16 protein-coding genes are annotated in these 17,241 nt (G+C 71.6%); 10 read left to right on the forward strand and 6 right to left on the reverse strand.

Features of this window, described 5'->3' with window-relative positions:
* Nucleotides 1-25: 25 nt before the first annotated feature.
* On the forward strand, nucleotides 26-670 hold the full coding sequence (locus FHX45_RS17880; protein ID WP_167103062.1) for a VTT domain-containing protein: 645 nt from the start codon (nucleotides 26-28) through the stop codon (nucleotides 668-670).
* Here the strand turns inward: FHX45_RS17880 and FHX45_RS17885 are convergent.
* Nucleotides 625-1,533 (reverse strand): EamA family transporter, encoded by a 909-nt coding sequence (locus FHX45_RS17885; protein WP_167103066.1) that lies wholly within the window; start codon nucleotides 1,531-1,533, stop codon nucleotides 625-627. The genes FHX45_RS17880 and FHX45_RS17885 overlap by 46 nt on opposite strands.
* Nucleotides 1,534-1,647: 114 nt before the next feature.
* On the opposite strand from FHX45_RS17885, the gene FHX45_RS17890 reads away from it, so the two are divergent.
* Both FHX45_RS17890 and FHX45_RS17895 read left to right on the forward strand, forming a co-directional pair.
* A complete protein-coding gene (locus FHX45_RS17890) occupies nucleotides 1,648-2,559 on the forward strand; it encodes a LysR family transcriptional regulator (RefSeq protein WP_167103070.1) in 912 nt (303 codons plus the stop codon).
* Between the two features lie 128 nt (nucleotides 2,560-2,687).
* Nucleotides 2,688-3,173 (forward strand): carboxymuconolactone decarboxylase family protein, encoded by a 486-nt coding sequence (locus FHX45_RS17895; protein WP_167103074.1) that lies wholly within the window; start codon nucleotides 2,688-2,690, stop codon nucleotides 3,171-3,173.
* 46 nt (nucleotides 3,174-3,219) lie between these two features.
* Here FHX45_RS17895 and leuA read toward each other — a convergent pair whose 3' ends face one another.
* Nucleotides 3,220-4,998 (reverse strand): 2-isopropylmalate synthase, encoded by a 1,779-nt coding sequence (gene leuA / locus FHX45_RS17900; protein WP_167103077.1) that lies wholly within the window; start codon nucleotides 4,996-4,998, stop codon nucleotides 3,220-3,222.
* Nucleotides 4,999-5,211: 213 nt separating this feature from the next.
* Here leuA and FHX45_RS17905 point away from each other — a divergent pair, with 213 nt between their 5' ends.
* Entirely contained in the window at nucleotides 5,212-5,601 is a 390-nt protein-coding gene (locus tag FHX45_RS17905; protein WP_167103080.1) for a hypothetical protein, read from the forward strand.
* Between the two features lie 4 nt (nucleotides 5,602-5,605).
* On the opposite strand, the gene FHX45_RS17910 is transcribed toward FHX45_RS17905, so the two are convergent.
* Together FHX45_RS17910 and FHX45_RS17915 are read right to left on the reverse strand one after the other, a co-directional pair.
* Nucleotides 5,606-6,196, reverse strand: a complete 591-nt coding sequence (locus FHX45_RS17910) for a nitroreductase family protein (RefSeq protein ID WP_167103083.1) — start codon at nucleotides 6,194-6,196, stop codon at nucleotides 5,606-5,608.
* Complete coding sequence (locus FHX45_RS17915) at nucleotides 6,196-7,404, reverse strand: mannosyltransferase family protein (RefSeq protein ID WP_341771513.1); 1,209 nt, start codon at nucleotides 7,402-7,404, stop codon at nucleotides 6,196-6,198. The genes FHX45_RS17910 and FHX45_RS17915 overlap by 1 nt, the downstream gene beginning before the upstream one ends.
* Before the next feature lie 164 nt (nucleotides 7,405-7,568).
* On the opposite strand from FHX45_RS17915, the gene FHX45_RS17920 reads away from it, so the two are divergent.
* From FHX45_RS17920 to FHX45_RS17935, 4 genes are all read left to right on the forward strand, one after another.
* Nucleotides 7,569-8,831, forward strand: coding sequence for an aspartate kinase (locus FHX45_RS17920; RefSeq protein WP_167103086.1), 1,263 nt, complete (start codon nucleotides 7,569-7,571; stop codon nucleotides 8,829-8,831).
* 2 nt (nucleotides 8,832-8,833) lie between these two features.
* Nucleotides 8,834-9,910 carry an aspartate-semialdehyde dehydrogenase gene (locus FHX45_RS17925; RefSeq protein WP_167103089.1) on the forward strand — a complete coding sequence of 359 codons (1,077 nt, stop codon included), beginning with the start codon at nucleotides 8,834-8,836 and terminating at the stop codon, nucleotides 9,908-9,910.
* 136 nt (nucleotides 9,911-10,046) lie between these two features.
* On the forward strand, nucleotides 10,047-12,395 hold the full coding sequence (locus FHX45_RS17930; RefSeq protein WP_243869113.1) for an SdrD B-like domain-containing protein: 2,349 nt from the start codon (nucleotides 10,047-10,049) through the stop codon (nucleotides 12,393-12,395).
* A 78-nt stretch (nucleotides 12,396-12,473) separates the two neighbouring features.
* Nucleotides 12,474-13,346, forward strand: a complete 873-nt coding sequence (locus FHX45_RS17935) for an aldo/keto reductase family oxidoreductase (RefSeq protein WP_167103092.1) — start codon at nucleotides 12,474-12,476, stop codon at nucleotides 13,344-13,346.
* A gap of 10 nt (nucleotides 13,347-13,356) precedes the next feature.
* Here the strand turns inward: FHX45_RS17935 and FHX45_RS17940 are convergent, their stop codons facing one another.
* Nucleotides 13,357-14,544, reverse strand: a complete 1,188-nt coding sequence (locus tag FHX45_RS17940) for an MFS transporter (protein WP_167103094.1) — start codon at nucleotides 14,542-14,544, stop codon at nucleotides 13,357-13,359.
* 157 nt (nucleotides 14,545-14,701) lie between these two features.
* Between FHX45_RS17940 and FHX45_RS17945 the strand changes: the two genes are divergently transcribed.
* On the forward strand, nucleotides 14,702-15,199 hold the full coding sequence (locus tag FHX45_RS17945) for a hypothetical protein (protein WP_167103097.1): 498 nt from the start codon (nucleotides 14,702-14,704) through the stop codon (nucleotides 15,197-15,199).
* A gap of 326 nt (nucleotides 15,200-15,525) precedes the next feature.
* Nucleotides 15,526-16,032 carry a hypothetical protein gene (locus FHX45_RS17950; RefSeq protein WP_167103100.1) on the forward strand — a complete coding sequence of 169 codons (507 nt, stop codon included), beginning with the start codon at nucleotides 15,526-15,528 and terminating at the stop codon, nucleotides 16,030-16,032.
* A 63-nt stretch (nucleotides 16,033-16,095) separates the two neighbouring features.
* Here FHX45_RS17950 and FHX45_RS17955 read toward each other — a convergent pair whose 3' ends face one another.
* Complete coding sequence (locus FHX45_RS17955; RefSeq protein WP_167103103.1) at nucleotides 16,096-17,142, reverse strand: alpha/beta hydrolase; 1,047 nt, start codon at nucleotides 17,140-17,142, stop codon at nucleotides 16,096-16,098.
* Nucleotides 17,143-17,241 lie beyond the last annotated feature (99 nt).

Below are 17,241 nucleotides of genomic sequence, written 5' to 3' on the forward strand. Positions count from 1 at the left end.
AGTGTCCGAGTAGGGAGCCCGACCGGTGCACATCGACCAGTGGCTGGAAACCATTCCGCCGCTCCTCGTCTACGTGGCGGTGGGCCTGGTGATCGCGTGCGAAAGCCTCGGGGTCCCGCTGCCGGGGGAGATCGTGCTGGTCAGCGCGGCGCTCCTGGCTTCGCAGCACAGTGGGCTGAACCCCTGGCTGGTCGGCATCGTCGGCAGCGGCGGCGCCATCATCGGGGACAGCATCGGTTACGTGATCGGGCGCAAGGGCGGGCAGCGGCTGTTCGACTGGGCCGGGCGGAAATTCCCGAAGCACTTCGGCCCGGACCACGTGCACACCGCTGAACGGATGTTCCGGAAACGGGGCATGTGGGCGGTCTTCTTCGGGCGGTTCGTCGCGATTCTGCGCATTCTGTGCGGTCCGCTGGCCGGATCGCTGCACATGCACTACCCGCGGTTCCTCCTGGCGAACGCGCTGGGCGGGATCGCCTGGGCCGGCGGCACGACGGCCCTGGTGTACACGCTCGGCGTGGTCGCGGAGAAGTGGCTGTCCCGGTTCTCCTACATCGCGCTGGGTGTCGCCATCGTGGCCGGCGTGGTGATCAGCCTGGTGGTCAAGAAGCGGATGGGCCGGCGTCACGAGGAGACGAACTCGGCCGAGCGCGCCTCCGCCGAGCGCTGACGCCTGGGTAGCGAACCGACCAGCACGCCCGCCACCACGACCGCGCCGGCCAGCACCTCGACCGGCGCCGGGGTCTCGTCCAGCACGACGAACGCGGCGGACATGCCGATCACCGGCACGAGCAGGGAGAACGGCGCCACCACGTTCGCCGGGTTGCGGCGCATGAGGACGGTCCAGATGCTCGACCCGAGCACCGTGCCGATGAGCACGACGTAGGCGAACCCGGCCAGCCCGGCCAGGCCCCCGGCCGTACCGAGCGTGGCCAGCGAGTGCCACTGCGCCGCCGGGCCCTCGAAGATCGTGGACAGCGTGAGCATCGGGATCGGCGGTACCACGGACATCCACAGCGTGAGGTGGACCGGGTTGTCCGGCCGGGCCTGGCGGGAGCAGATGTTGCCGGCCGCCCAGCTCAGCGCGCCGAGCAGGGTGAGCACGACCGGCAGCAGCGCCGCGTTCTCCGCGCGGTGCCAGGCGATCACGCCCATCCCGGCGACCGCGGCGAGGATCCCGGTCAGCTGCCGCGCGGACAGCGGTTCCCGCAGGAAGAGGCCGCCGAGCAGGACGGTGAACGGTGCCGACGCCTGCAGCACGAGCGACGCCAGCCCGGTCGGCATGCCGTGGGTCAGCGCGATGAACAGGAACGCGAACTGGCCGGTGCCGAACCACAGGCCGAAACCGATCAGCCAGCGCAGCGGCACCTTCGGCCGCGGGATGAACAGGATCGTGGGGACCGCGATGACCGCGAAGCGCAGCGCTCCGGCGAACAGCGGCGGGAAGTGGCCGAGCATGGGGTGCATCGCGATGAAGTTCAGACCCCACAGGACGACGACGAACAGGGCGAGGAGACGGTCGCGTGGAGACATGGGCGCGCAGCGCCTCCTTGAGGGGTGGGGCGGTGGGTGGGACCTCTCCAGCGTGCCTGCGGTAACTGTGAAGAACAATCGAGAATGTTTGCAGCCACCGTGTAGCGTTCCTTCATGGATGTCGGCCGGTTGCGGGTGCTGCGCGAGTTCGCCGACCGGGGCAGCGTGACGGCCGCCGCGAAGGCGCTGCACTGCACGCCCTCGGCGGTGTCGCAGCAGCTCAGGGCGTTGCAGGCGGAGGTCGGGCTGGTGCTGACCGAACCGGCCGGGCGCGGCCTGCGGTTGACCGACGCGGGCCGGACGCTGGTGGTGCACGCGGACGAGGTGATCGCCGCGCTGGACCGGGCCGAGGCCGCGCTGGACGTCTTCCGCAGCCTGCCGCACGGGCGGGTGCGGGTGGCGATCTTCCCGTCCGCGGCGTTGATGCTGCTGCCCGGTCTGCTGCACCGGTTGGGCGAGGTCGAAGGGCTGGACGTCGAGGTGCGTTACCTCGACATGACCCCGCGCGAGGTGCCGGAGCTGGTGGCGGACTTCGACATCGTGGTCACCCACCGGGACGAGCACGCCGAACCGTTCCCGTCCGCACGGCTGGACGTGGTGCCGTTGCTGCGGGAACCGCTGGACGTCGCGCTCCCGGGCGGACACCGGCTGGCCCGCCGGAGGCGGGTGGACCTCACCGAGCTGGCCGGGGAACAGTGGATCTCGGTGGACGTCGGCTTCCCGGTCGACGACGTGCTGCGCTCGCTCGCGGTCCGGACCGGGGTGCGGCCGCGGGTCACGCAGCGCATCAACGACTTCCGGATCATCGAGGCGCTGGTCGCCGCCGGGCACGGCATCGCGCTGCTGCCGCGGTACACGCTCGCCGGTACCTGGTCGAGGCGGATCGTGCGCCGCCCGCTGGCCGGTATCCGCGCGGCGCGCCTCATCGAAGCCGTGTTGCGCACCGGGACCGGCACCCGCCCTCCGGTGGCCACCGTGCTGGAGCTGCTGCACGCCGAAGCCGCGGCGGTGACCGGCAAGCCGTGACCGCCGTGCGGGCACGGAACCTGGCCGGAGTGTCCGCATCCACTGTGGCGTGCGTCACTGTCACATCCGGCCGCCGGCCGGTGCCTCATGGGTGAACGGATCAACCACCCACAAGGAGGACGGACGCCATGACACCCCGCATCGACATGACGGCGACCCAGACCGGCGCCAAGCTCATGAAGCGGTTCGCGAACCTGCACACGGTGCTCCAGCAGTCGACGCTGCCGGTCTCCACCCAGGAGCTGGTCTCGTTGCGCGCCAGCCAGATCAACGGCTGCGCCCCCTGCGTCGACATGCACACCAAGGAGGCGGCGGCCGCCGGGGAGAGCGCGGTCCGGCTGAACCTGGTCGCGGTGTGGCGCGAGGCCACGGTGTTCACCGAGGCGGAGCGGGCCGCGCTGGCACTCGTCGAGGAGGGCACGCGGCTGGCCGACCACCACCAGGGCGTGTCCGACGAAACCTGGGCGCAGGTGCGCAAGCACTACGACGACGAGCAGATCACCGCGCTCGTCTCCCTGGTCGGCCTCATCAACGCGGCCAACCGGATGAACGTGATCGTGCGCAACCAGGGCGGCTCGTACGAGCCCGGCATGCTGGCCGCGGTCGCGAACTGAGGGAAGGAGACGGCCGGCCGCCGGATCGGCGGCCGGCCGTTTCGCGTCAGCGGTGGGCGCGGTTGACCGCGGACACCACGGCACGCAGGGACGCCGTCACGATGGACGGGTCGATCCCGATACCCCAGAACACCTTGTCGCCGACGGCGCATTCGATGTACGAGGCCGCCTTCGCGTCGTCGCCCGGCGTCAGCGTGTGCTCGCTGTAGTCCAGCAGCCGCAGGTCGTAGCCCACGGTGGACAGCGCGTCGAAGAACGCCGCGATCGGGCCGTTGCCGGAACCGGTGATCTCCTGCTCCTCGCCGTCCACGCGGACGGTGGCACGCAGCTGGTAGTCGCCGTTGGCCGTGACGTGCTGGTTGATCAGCTGCAGCGGCGTCTCGGTCTCCAGGTACTCGCGGGCGAACGCGTCCCACATGGTCCGCGGGTCGACCTCGCCGCCTTCGCTGTCGGTGTAGCGCTGGATGACCTGGGAGAACTCGATCTGCAGCCGCCGCGGCAGGTCGAGCTGGTGCTCGGTCTTCATGATGTAGGCGACGCCGCCCTTGCCGGACTGCGAGTTGACCCGGATGACGGCCTCGTAGCTGCGGCCGACGTCCTTCGGGTCGATGGGCAGGTAGGGCACCTCCCACGGGAACTCGTCGACTCCTACCCCGGCCTTCTCCGCGGCGCGGTGCAGCGCGTCGAAGCCCTTGTTGATCGCGTCCTGGTGGCTGCCGGAAAACGCGGTGAACACGAGGTCGCCGCCCCACGGCGTGCGCTCGTGCACGGGCAGCTGGTTGCAGTACTCGACGGTGCGCTTGATCTCGTCGATGTCGGAGAAGTCGATCTGCGGGTCGACGCCCTGGCTGAACATGTTCATGCCGAGCGCGACCAGGTCCACGTTGCCGGTGCGCTCACCGTTGCCGAACAGGCAGCCCTCGATGCGGTCCGCGCCGGCCTGGTAGCCCAGCTCGGCGGCCGCGATGCCGGTGCCGCGGTCGTTGTGCGGGTGCAGCGACAGGATCACCGCGTCGCGGCGGTCCAGGTTGCGGCCCATCCACTCGATCGAGTCGGCGTAGACGTTCGGGGTGGCCATCTCCACGGTCGCGGGCAGGTTCAGGATCACCGGCCGCTCCGGCGTGGGCTGCCAGATGTCGGTGACCGCGTTGCACACTTCGGCGGCGTAGGACAGCTCGGTGCCGGTGTAGGACTCCGGCGAGTACTGGAACCGGAAGTCGGTGTCGGAGTACTTCTGCGCGTACTCCACCACCAGGTCGGCGGCCTGCAGGGCGATCTTCTTGATGCCCTCGCGCTCCTCGCGGAACACCACGCGGCGCTGCAGGATCGACGTGGAGTTGTAGATGTGCACGATGGCCTGTGGCGCGCCCTCCAGCGAGGCGAACGTGCGCTCGATCAGCTCCGGGCGGCATTGGGTCAGCACCTGGATGCGCACGTCCTCGGGGATCGCGCCGTCCTCGATGATCTCCCGCACGAAGTCGAAGTCGGTCTGGCTGGCCGCCGGGAAGCCGACCTCGATCTCCTTGTAGCCCATGCGGACGAGCAGGTCGAAGAACTTGCGCTTGCGCGCCGGCGACATCGGGTCGATCAGGGCCTGGTTGCCGTCACGCAGGTCGACCGCGCACCACAGCGGCGCGCGTTCGATGCGCTTGTCCGGCCAGGTCCGGTCGGGCAGCTCGATGTTCTCCACCAGTTTGTACCAGGGCTGGTACCGGTGGATCGGCATCGAGCTGCCGCGCTGCGCGTTCCACGCGGGCTGGTCGGCCGGGGCGGGGCGGGACGGCTTGCGGATGCGGCTCACGCTCGGGTCGGAGCTGGTGGTCATGCTGGGGAACTCTCCTGCCGGATGATCGGGCGACCGGCGGCGTGACGAAGCCCCGCGACGGGGGGCCGGTCTGGATCAGGCCCCGTCGCGGCAGCGAAGCAGGAGAGCACGCGCCACGGAGCCACTGTATCCCGGTCGTGATGATGATGAAAAGCGACCCGGTCGGTTACTCGCAGGTAGCCAAGTGGCGGCGGGCGTGGGAAACTCTCCGGCATGGCCGAGCACGCCGAAAAGCGCCAGAGCGACGTCGACGAGGACAAGCGTCCCGCGCGCGCCCAGCGCCAGGTGAACTGGGGGCGCGTGAAGGACCAGGTGGTCGGGCTGATCGCCGGCATCGTCCGCTGGGTCGGCCTGATCTTCGCGCTCATCCTGGTGCTGCACGTCATCTTCGTGGTCGGCGGCGCCAATCCGGACAACGGGATCGTGGGGTTCGCGCGCGACTGGTCCGACGGCCTGGCGCTCGGGTTCAAGGACCTGTTCGAGCCCGCGGACGAGAAGCTGCGCGTGCTGGTGAACTACGGCATCGCGGCGATCTTCTGGCTGGTGGTCTCGTCGATCGTGACCCGCCTCGTCCGGCGCCTCGGCGGTGCCGGCGTCGGCTGATCGGTCAGAAGGCGGGCGCGCCCCACTCGCCGGTGTAGGCGAACTCGCCCAGCGGCAGCCGTCGCCGCGACGAGCGTTCACGCTCGATCAGCTTCGCCACCCCGAGCACCGCGGGGTCCCCGGCGTGCCCGACGGCGATCGCCACGCGCGGGACCGCGAAGGCGGGCACCGCGAACCGGGCGCGCACCTCGTCCGCGTCGAACCCGGCCATCTGGTGCGCCACCAGCCCCTCCGCCACCGCCTGGAGCACGAGGTTCTGCGCGGCCAGGCCCAGCCCGTACTCGGCGTAGGGGATCTCGCCCTTGTCGTTGCGGGTCACCGCGACCGCCACCAGCAGGGCGCCCGCCCGGTGCGCCCACGCCTGGTTCCGCTCGGTCAGCGTGCCGAGGATCTGCCGGAAGGTGGCGTCCCCGCGCCGCCCGGCGAGGAACCGCGCCGGCTGCGTGTTGCCGAACGACGCCGCCCACCGCGCCGCCTCCAGCAGCGCGCGCAGCTGGTCCCAGCTCACCTCCCGCGTCTCGTCGAGCGCCCGTGGGCTCCACCGCTCGGCGATCACGTCCGCCAGGGGCGCACTGGATTCGGCCGGTTTGCGCATCACACGGCATATTGCCAGACGGTGAGCGCGTACGCGCCGAACCACGCACTCAGCAGCGCGACAGCCGAGCACACCTGCACGACCGTGCCGGTCCGCCGCTTCGCCAGCGCGATCGCCACCGGGACCAGCAGCGTGAAGGCGGGCAGCAGGAACCGCGGCTTCGCGTGCATCAGGCTGCTCGATGCCAGGCAGAGGAACATGACCCCGGCGGCGTACACCGCCAGCGCCGCCTCCCGCCGCTGGCGCACCAGCACCACGAACCCGGCCAGCGCGCCCGCGATCACCCCGACCGTCAGCACGCTCATCGCCGTGTCGCTGCCGGTGAGCACCTCGGCCACGAACCGCACCGTGGACACCCCGCCGTCGAACCGCGTCAGCCAGCCCTGCCACTCCAGGTCGGACCACGTGCCCAGCTGCTCGGCCAGGCCGGCGTCCGGGCGCACCCGCAGGCCGGTCCACCACAGGTAACCGAACAACCCGGCGGGTGCCAGCGCCAGCGCTGCCAGCGGCCGGACACCGTCCGTGCGGCGCACCAGCGCGACCACCGCGGCCACCGCGACCGCGACGACCAGCGCCAGCGCGGTCGACCGCACCAGCCCCGCGGCCAGGCAGCACACGCCGGCCAGCTCCCATCGCCGCTCCAGCAGCGCGATGAGCGTCCACACGGCCAGCGCGCAGAACAGCGCCTCCGTGTAGGCCATCGACAACGCGATGCTCATCGGTGTCGCCGCGAACAACGCGACCAGGATGTGGCCGGCCCGGCGTGAGCCGCCGCGCACGATCCGCCCGAGCCGGGCCATGCCGTAGGCGGCGCACAACCCGGCGGCCAGCGAGACGATCAGCGCGGCCGCGGTGGCACCGAACGGCGGCGTCAGTACCCGGATCAGGAACGGGTACGCCGGGAAGAAGGCCCGCGGGGTGAACGGGTTCGGCACGTCGAAGGCGTCGGGAACGGGGCCGAGGTCGTAGCCGTGGGCGGCGATCTTCAGGTACCACTCGCCGTCCCACGCGGTCAGCCGCGACCACAGGCTCGTGTCGTGCACGGCGGCGAAGACCGTGAGCACCGCAACACCGAGAGCCCGCACACCGAGGTAGACCACCGCCGGCAGCAGGAGCGTGCTGCGCCGGGACAGCGGCCCCCCGAGGTTCAGCAGCAGGCCAGAGGCCGGTTCGCCGCGCCGTTCCGCGGTGCCGCTCACTGCCGCCACGCCATCGCCTCTGGTTCGTTTTTGAAGATCCGGGGCAAAACAGGTTAGACATTTTCCCACGCCCATGACCAGGCGCAGTGGCCGGAGCCACATTAGCGGGTGGCTGAGCGCGTAACCCCCGGTAGGCTGCTGCGAAAGGTGCGAAGTAGGAGGTCGGCAGACAAGTGGCGCTCGTGGTCCAGAAATACGGCGGTTCGTCGCTGGAGAGCGCTGATCGCATCAAGCGCGTGGCCGAACGGATCGTGGCCACCAAGAAGGCGGGCAACGACGTGGTCGTCGTGTGCTCCGCCATGGGTGACACCACCGACGAGTTGCTCGACCTGGCCCAGCAGGTCAACCCGGTGCCGCCCGAACGAGAGATGGACATGCTGCTCACCGCGGGTGAGCGCATCTCCAACGCGCTTGTCGCGATGGCGATTTCGGCACACGGTTCGGAGGCGTGGTCGTTCACCGGTTCCCAGGCGGGCGTGGTCACGACGGGCGTGCACGGCAACGCGCGCATCATCGACGTGACGCCCAGCCGGGTCACCGAGGCTCTCGACCAGGGCTACATCGCGCTGGTCGCCGGGTTCCAGGGCGTCGCGCAGGACACCAAGGACATCACCACCCTCGGCCGCGGCGGTTCGGACACCACCGCGGTCGCGCTGGCTGCGGCGCTGAACGCGGACGTGTGCGAGATCTACTCCGATGTGGACGGCGTGTACACGGCCGACCCGCGGATCGTGACCAACGCGCGCAAACTCGACACCATCCCGTACGAGGAGATGCTGGAACTCGCCGCGAGCGGGTCGAAGATCCTCCACCTGCGCTCGGTCGAGTACGCCCGCCGCTACGGCGTGCCGATCCGGGTTCGTTCGTCCTACAGCGACAAGCCGGGCACCACGGTGGCCGGTTCGATTGAGGAGATCCCCGTGGAACAAGCGTTGATCACCGGTGTGGCGCACGACCGGTCGGAGGCCAAGGTCACCGTCACCGGGGTGCCGGACCACGCCGGCGCCGCGGCGCGGATCTTCCGGGTCATCGCCGACGCCGAGATCGACATCGACATGGTGCTGCAGAACGTTTCCAACACCGCGGGCCGCACCGACATCACCTTCACGCTGTCCAAGGCCAACGGCCCCAAGGCCGTCGCCGAGCTGGAGAAGCTGAAGGGCGAGCTGGAGTTCGACTCCGTGCTCTACGACGACCAGGTCGGCAAGGTGTCGCTGGTGGGCGCGGGCATGCGCTCGCACCCGGGCGTCACCGCGACCTTCTGCGAGGCGCTGGCCAAGGTCGGCGTCAACATCGAAATCATCAACACCTCGGAGATCCGGATCTCGGTCCTGATCCGGGACGCGCAGCTGGACGACGCGGTGCGCGCGATCCACGAGGCGTTCGAACTGGGCGGCGACGAGGAAGCCGTGGTCTACGCAGGGAGTGGTCGCTGATCATGGGAACGCAGTCACCCACGCTCGCCCTCGTCGGTGCGACCGGCGCGGTGGGCACCGTCATGATCGACATCATCAACGCGCGCGAGAGCGTGCCGTGGGGGGAGATCCGCCTGATCGCCTCGCCGCGGTCGGCGGGCAAGAAGATCACCGTGCGCGGCGAGGAGCTGACCGTCGTCGCGCTCTCCCCGGAGGCGTTCGACGGGGTCGACGTCGCGCTGTTCGACGTGCCGGACGAGGTGTCCGCCGAGTGGGCGCCGGTCGCCGCCGAGCGCGGCGCCATCGCGGTGGACAACTCCGGCGCGTTCCGGATGGACGACGCGGTGCCGCTGGTCGTGCCCGAGGTCAACGCCGAGAAGGTGCGGGAGCGGCCGCGCGGCATCATCGCCAACCCGAACTGCACCACCCTGTCGATGATGGCGGCGCTGGGTGCGCTGCACCGCGAGTTCGGCCTGACCGAGCTGGTGGTCGCGTCCTACCAGGCCGCCTCGGGCGCCGGCCAGCCGGGCATCGACCGGTTGCAGGCCGAGCTGGCCGCGGTGTCCGGCAAGGGCCTTGGCGCGGCGGCCGGGGACGTGCGGGCCGAGCTGGAGGCGGCCGGGCTGGCGCTGGCGGACAGCCCGTTCGCCGGTACGCCGCTGGCGATGAACGTCGTGCCCGCCGCGGGTTCCTACAAGGGCGACGGCTGGTTCTCCGAGGAGCTGAAGGTCCGCAACGAGTCGCGCAAGATCCTCGGGATCCCGGACCTCAAGGTGTCCGCGACCTGTGTCCGCGTCCCGGTGGTCACCACGCACTCGCTGGCCGTGCACGCCACCTTCGCGCGTGAGGTGACGGTGGAGGCGGCGCACAAGGTGTTCGCGGCCCAGCCGACCATCGTGCTGGTCGACGACCCGGCGAACGGGAAGTTCCCGAGCCCGGCGGAGGTCGTCGGCGGCGACCCGACCTATGTGGGCCGGGTGCGGCAGGCGCTGGACTTCCCGAACACGCTGGACTTCTTCGTGTGCGGGGACAACCTGCGCAAGGGTGCGGCGCTGAACACCTACGAGATCGCCGAGCAGCTCGCTCCCGAATTCGCCTGACGGACACGCAGAGTCGCCCCAGCCTCCCGGAAATCACTCTATTGGGAGGCGGCTTCTCCCTGGCCTGACATGAATGCGCTTCTAGTGTGGGCGCAGTCGTGGCAGTTCATGGCAGGGAGAAGTCGGGGAGCTCGCGTTGGCAAGGCATGTCCTGGCCGCGTTGGTGTGCGCGGTGGCGCTGCTCGGGTTGAGCGCGCCGCTGCTCGTGGCGACCGCGGACGACACCGACGGCCCGCTCACCGTGCGCGTCGTGCGCGGTGAGACCGGGGTCGCCGGGGTCCTCGTCGTGGCCACCGACCCGAGCGGCGCCAGCGTCAGCGGGGTGACCGGTCCGGATGGGTCGGTTCAGCTCGCCACCTCGCCGCTGACCGGCGGGAAGTACCGCGTGGACGCCGTGATCCCGGCGTCGATGCCCGACGTCAAGCCGGCGCCGGAGGAGGCCGGCCGGGGCAGCCTGACCGAGTTCGTCGACGTCAGCGGCGGCAAGGCGGTCACCTTGACCATGGGTGTCGGCGGCCTGGACGGGCCGGTCCAGCTCGGCGATCGGGTGTGGTTCGACACCGACGGTGACGGCATCCAGGACGGGGACGAGCCGCCGCTGCCCGGTGTGCGCGTCCAGCTCCTGGCCTGTGACGGCGGCGGGGCGCCCATCGCGGAGAAAACCACCGACCGCGCCGGGCGCTACCTCTTCGGCGAAGCCGACGGGTTGCGGCCCGACAGCTGCTACACGGTCAAGTTCGACTTCGGCGGCGTGGACACCCGGCCACTGCCCGGTTCCCCGCCGGTTGACGGTCTCAAGTGGACTGCCCCGCACACCGGTGACCAGTCGCTGGATTCCGATGTGGACCCGGCCACCGGTGTGGTGCGGGTAGCGATCGGCCCGCCCGGTTCGGTCGACCACGGCGTGGACGCCGGTGTCGTCGGCGGCCTGAACCGGGTGGGCGACCTGGTGTGGGCCGACCTCAACCGCAACGGGGTACAGGACCCGGGCGAGCCGGGGATCGCCGATGTCGGGGTGCGGCTGCAGAAGGCCGACGGGACCCCGGTCGCCGGGACCAGCACCGGCCCGCACGGCCAGTACCAGTTCTCCCACCTGCCCGACGGTGCCTACCAGGTCTGCTTCGACACCGCGAAGCTCCCGCCCCAGTACGGCGACTACCAGCTCACCCGGCCGCGCGCCGGCACCGCCGGCCAGGACTCCGCACCGGACCCGGTCACCGGCTGCACCGCCCCGGCCGAGCTCAACCCGGGCCGCACCCAGGACCTCACGCTGGACGCGGGCCTCGCCGCCCCGGTGAACCGCATCTCGGCGCTGGTGTGGCACGACACCGACGGCGACGGCAGGCCCTCGGTGGTCGAGCCGGGCATCGGCGGTGTGCCGGTGAAGCTGCGCGGCGAGGACGGGAAGCAGATCGCCATGACCACCACCGGGCCGGACGGGAAGTACGCCTTCGACGACCTGCCGTCCGGGTCGTTCGTGGTGTGCCTGGACCTGGCCGCCCTGCCGCCCGCCGAGGCCGACTTCACCCCGGTGACCAGGAGCGCGGTCTCCGGTGCCGATCCGGCGACCGGCTGCACGCCACCCGTCACGCTCGGCCTGGGCAAGCGCGAGGACACCGCGCTCAACGTGGGACTCGCCGCGCCGGTCAACCACATTGGCGACCGGGTGTGGGTGGACACCAACCGCAACGGGATCGCCGACGCCACCGAGTCCGGCCCGGGCGGCGTGCCGGTCAAGCTGATCCGGCCGGACGGCACCGTGGAAAGCACCACCGCCACGGGGGCGGACGGGCAGTACCGGTTCACCGGTATGCCGGACGGCACCTACCAGGTGTGCGTCGACCGCGCGGCTCTGCCCGCGCCGGTCACCGGGTACCAGTTCACCCGGCCCAGGGCCGGTGAGTCCACAAAGGATTCCGATGTGGATCTCGCGAGCGGGTGTGCGCCCCCGGTCGCGGTCGGCGCCGGGCACCGCGACGGCGGAGCCGTGGGCGTCGGCCTGGTGCCGCCACGCAACCGGGTCGGCAACCTGTTGTGGATCGACGGCAACGGCAACGGGACCCAGGACCCGGGCGAGCCCGGCGCCGCGGGGGTGGCGGTGACGATGATCGACGCCGCGGGCCGCCCGGTTGCCGCGACGCGCACCGCCGCGGACGGCTCGTACCTGCTCGACGACGTGCCGGACGGGTCGTACCGCGTCTGCGTCGACCTCGCCGGTCTGCCCGGGCAGTTCCGCGGCTTCCGGCTCGGCGGCACCGAAGGCGACGCGGGCTGCACGGCACCGGTCACGGTCGGGCCGCAGCCGCGGGAGGACCTCTCCGTGCGGATCGGCCTCGTCAGTGCCGGTCCGGCGGTGGCGACGGCGGCGCAGGAGTCCTCGAGCGGCGGTGGGTTCCCGGTCGGCTGGGTGCTGTTCGGGGCCGTCGCGGCGATCGGTGCGGTGGTCGGCGTGCGCTGGTGGAAGGCCGCCGGCGAGGAGCTGTGACCCGGTGGTCCGGGTGAGACGCGAATTCCGCGGGCCGCCTCGGCGGGTGGGCCGCGGCGGCTCCTAGGATCGACTGCCATGACTGCCAACACACTGGCCGGCGGCACGTTCCAGCTCGCGGAGGGGTTGCCCGTCGGGCGCATGGGCTACGGCGCGATGCAGCTGGCCGGCCCGGGCGTGTTCGGGCCGCCCGCCGACCGGGCCGCCGCGGTCGCGGTCCTGCGCGAGGCCGTCGAGCTGGGCGTGAACCACATCGACACCGCCGACTTCTACGGGCCGCACGTCACCAACCAGATCATCCGCGAGGCCCTGCACCCCTACGACGGGCTGGTCGTCGTGACCAAGGTCGGTGCGGTGCGGGACGCCGAGGGCGGCTGGATCCACCAGCGGTCGCCCGAGCAGCTGCGCGCCCAGGTGCACGACAACCTGCGCAACCTCGGTGTCGACGCGCTCGACGTGGTCAACCTGCGGGTCGGCGGCGGGGACGACGGGCACTCCGCGGTGCGGGGCTCGATCGCCGAGCCGTTCCTCGCGCTCGTGGAGATGCAGCAGGAAGGGCTGATCAGGCACCTCGGGATCAGCACCGTGAACGCCGAGCAGGTGGCCGAGGCGCGGTCGATCGCCCCGATCGTGTGCGTGCAGAACGCCTACAACATCGCCCGCCGCGAGGACGACGAGCTGATCGACTCGCTGGCGGCGCAGGGCATCGCGTACGTGCCGTACTTCCCGCTGGGTGGGTTCTCGCCGCTGCAATCGGAGGTGCTGGACGCGGTGGCCGCCCGCCTGGGCGCGACCCCGATGGCCGTCGCGCTGGCGTGGCTGCTGCGGCGCTCGCCGAACATCCTGCTGATCCCCGGTACGTCGTCGCTCGGCCACCTGCGCGAGAACGTGGCCGCCGTGTCGCTGGACCTGCCGGACGACGTGCTCGACGCGCTGGACGCGCTCGCCTGACGCGGCGCGGTCAGCGCACGGCGACGGCCGCGGTGGAGGCCGGCCGTCGGCGCAGGCCCGCCGCCACCGCCGCGAACCCGAGGCCGAACAGGCCGGCCGCCGCGAACCCCCAGCCGGGCGCCGTGTGGTCGATCACGAACCCGATCACCGGGCTGCCGGCGCCCATCCCGAACCGGGTGGCCGCGTCCAGCAGGCCCATCGCCTCGCCGCGCACCCGCGGCGGCGCCAGGCCGGTCACCTCCTCGGCGGTCGACGCGAGCGTCGGCGCGCACGCCAGGTTCGTCGGGACCAGGGCGAGCGCGAGCAGCCACCACGGCAGCCCGGCGACGAGGCCGACCGGGATCACCAGCACGGTCAGCAGCACCATCAGGCGCAGCGGGGACAGCGACCGGCGGACCGCGCCGTGCACGATGCCACCCGCCGCCGACGCGACGCACATGACGGCGATCACCAACCCGGTCCAGGTCACCTCGCCGGTCGCCCGCAGCGCCGCGAGCGTCGCCAGCTCGGTGCCGATCAGGCAGAACAGGGCTCCCGACGCGACGAGCAGGGCGCCGACGAGGCGCGGCGTGACCCATTCCCGCATGGGTGGCCGCTCCGCCGTGACCGTCTCGGCCTCGTGCCGGATCGGCGGGTTGAACCAGCACAACGCGACCGTCCCGAGGGCGAAGCACACGCCGATCCCGCTCAGCGCCGCCGTCGACGACAGCTGCGTCGACAGGGCGATGGCCGCGCCGGGACCGGCCATGTAGCTCGTCTCGAGCAGGATCGAGTCGAGCGAGTAGGCGGACCGCCGGGACTCCGGCGGCACCAGCGCGGTCAGCACCTGGCGGGCGATCGACGTGGCGGGCAGCACGAGTGCGCCGGCCGGTAATGCGGCCGCGAGCAGCACCGGGTACGGCAGGTGCGGGGTGGCCAGCCAGAACACCGCGGAGGTCAGGCCGCAGACCGCGCTGACCGGACGCAGGCCGTAGCGGTCGATCACCCGGCCGACGAGCGGCGCGCCGAGGGCGCTGCCGAGCATCGTCGCCGTCCCCACCAGGCCGGCCTCGCCGTAACCGCGGCCCAGGTCGGTGACGACGTGCAGGGTCAGGGTGAGCCCGGTCGCGGTCATCGGCAGCCGGATGAAGAAGAACAGCAGCATCGTCGTCCGGACGCCGGGCACAGCGAGGACGCGGCGATACGGCTGGAGGGACATGCTCCCACTCTGGCACGCCCGTGCAACTCCATTTCGGCGCCGGTTCCGCGTGCCCGGCGGGGTGAAGATCAATCCCGATCGGGTGGCGGCGCGCATGGACCCGCATTTCGTTGGTATCTCCGCCTCGCGTCAGGTCGTCGAGGCCAGGAGGTAGGGAATGAAAGGCAAGTTCGCCCGGATCGTCGCCATCGTGGTGGCAGGCAGTGCGCTCGCGTTGAGCGGTAGCGCTGTCGCCTCCGCCGACGGGTCGGGCACGTCGAGCACGCAAGCCGCCGGGGACCAGCTCACGCAGCTGCGCCAGGAGCTGGTCGACCGGGCGTACACGGCGGACGTGCCCGGCACCCAGCGGGCGCTCGGGAAGATGAGCCCGGTGCTCGGGGACCTCGCCGCCGGCGAGAAGTACACCGTTCAGTCGGACACGCGGGAGACCGCCGCGTCCGCGCAGGACGACGCCACCACGGCGAGCCGGATCATCGCCGACCCGGCTCAGGCGGAGCACGTCAAGCAGGCTCCCCCGGTGCCGTCGGCACTGCCGAACCTGCCGCCGCCGCTGGACATCATCGCGGACCTGCTGAAGACCCTGATCCAGAAGCTCACGGACCTGCTGAACGCCCTGGTCGGCAACCCGCCGGCGCTGACGGTGCCGACGTCCTAGCACTCGCTCACCGGACGACAAGGCTCCGATGTGGACGCTCCACATCGGAGCCTTTTTCGTCCCCCGCGCGGGCGAGGGCAGCAGTTCGGGTGAGTTTGATCAACCAGGGGGTGATCCGGCCACGGAGCGCGATCTTCGCGCGACCAACTTTGATCGACCGGGCGATGGCGGACCGGTGCGGGTTCACCGGATGCGGGTGTCCGGCCGCAAGATCGAACTCGGCACGTGAGCGTGCCGCACCCGCCCGGCGCGGTGCCGAGTGGTGGGAGATCAACTTGGCAGGTAGTCAAGAGGTGACAGGTCCACCGAGGCCAGGAGGTAGGGAGATGTTAGGCAAGTTCGCCCGGGTCATCGCGGTGGCGGTGGCCGGCAGCGTGCTGGCGATGGGCGGCGCCGGCGTCGCCGCCGCCGGGGGCAAGGGCACGTCCAGCACGCAGGCCGCCGCGGAGCAGGTCCTCCAGTTGCGCGACCAGCTCGCGAGGGCCGCCTACGCCGGAGACGTGGCCGGTACCCAGCGTTCGCTCGGCCAGATGAGCCCGGTCCTCGGTGACCTCGCCGCGGGGCAGAAGTACAGCATCCAGTCGGATGCGCGGCAGACCGCCGCCACCAGCAACGACTACGCCACCGAGGCGAGCCGGATCCTGGCCGACCCGTCGAAGGCGGGCGAGGTCCGCCAGCTGCCGCCGGTGCCGGACATCCCGGACCTGCCGCCGCCGCTGAACATCGTCAGCAACCTGCTCAAGAACCTGCTGAAGACCGTGACGGGCCTGCTCGCGTCGCTGCTCGGCTCGGCTCCGCCGCTCCCGGTACCCGTTCCGGTGCCGGTGCACTGATCAGCTTTCCGGCAGGGGGAGACCGGGATCCGATGTGGACGTCCACATCGGATCCCGGTCGTCTTACGCTCGCAGGCCCACGCGCAGGGCGCCGGCCGCCTCCGAGGTCGCCTCGCGGAAGCGCCTGCCGATGCCCAGGAAGTTCACGTAGCCGTGGATGAGGTCCGGCTGACGGCTCAGCGTCACCGGCACGCCGGCGGCCCGCAGCTTCGTCGCGTATTCCTCGCCCTCGTCACGCAACGGGTCGAAGCCGGCGGTCGCCACGTAGGCGGGCGGCAGGCCGGTGAAGTCCTCGGCCAGCAGCGGTGACAGCCGGGTGTCGGTGCGGTCCACCCCGGAGGGCGCGTAGTGGTCGAGGAACCAGGTCATGTCCGCGTCGGTGAGGAAGAAGCCGCTCCCGAACAGCTCCCGCGACCGGCGCCGCCTGCTCGCGTCGACACCGGGGTAGAGCAGCATCTGGAACGCCGGGACCGGGCCGCCGCGCCTGGTCGTCACCTGTGCGGTGACCGCCGCGAGGTTGCCGCCCGCGCTGTCCCCGCCGACCGCGATCCGCTCCGGGTCGGCGCCCAGGTCGGCGGCCTTGGCGTGGGCGTAGCCGAACGCGGCGACGGCGTCCTCGGTGGCCGCCGGGAACGGGTGTTCGGGCGCGAGCCGGTACTCCACCGACAGCACCCGCACCCCGGAGTGCTTGGCGAAGTACCGCGCGGTGTTGTCGTGGCTGGCGCGGCTGCCGATCACCCAGCCGCCGCCGTGGAAGAACACCAGCAGTGCCGAGTCCGGCGGCAGGCCCGCGGGCTCGTACAGCGTCGCGGGCAGCGGGCCGTGCTCCGCCGGGATGGCGATCTCGCGGGTGCGGACCGGTTCGATCGGTGCGCCGCTGACCACGGGGCCGGAGTCCAGGATGCGTTGCCGGGCCTTTTCCGGGGTGTCCGAGGACATGCTCACCCTGGCGACCTGCTGGAGCCGGAGCAGCAGCTGCGCGTCGAGCGCCAGCTCCTGGCCGTCCAGCCGGACCGGGCGTCCGGCGATGAGGCGGCGGGCGGGCTCGGGAAGCCCGAAGATGAACGGAGCCGCGACGGCTTCCACGCGGCTCAGCAGAGAGGTCGCCATAACCCGAAGGTTACTCACTGGTAGGCGCGCCGGCCAGGTGTGACCGCCGCCTCCGTCCCAGATCCTGGTCCTCCACTTAGGTAGAGGGGCTAGCCTCGG

It is taken from the genome of Amycolatopsis granulosa, from assembly GCF_011758745.1.
Lineage (GTDB): Bacteria > Actinomycetota > Actinomycetes > Mycobacteriales > Pseudonocardiaceae > Amycolatopsis_E > Amycolatopsis_E granulosa.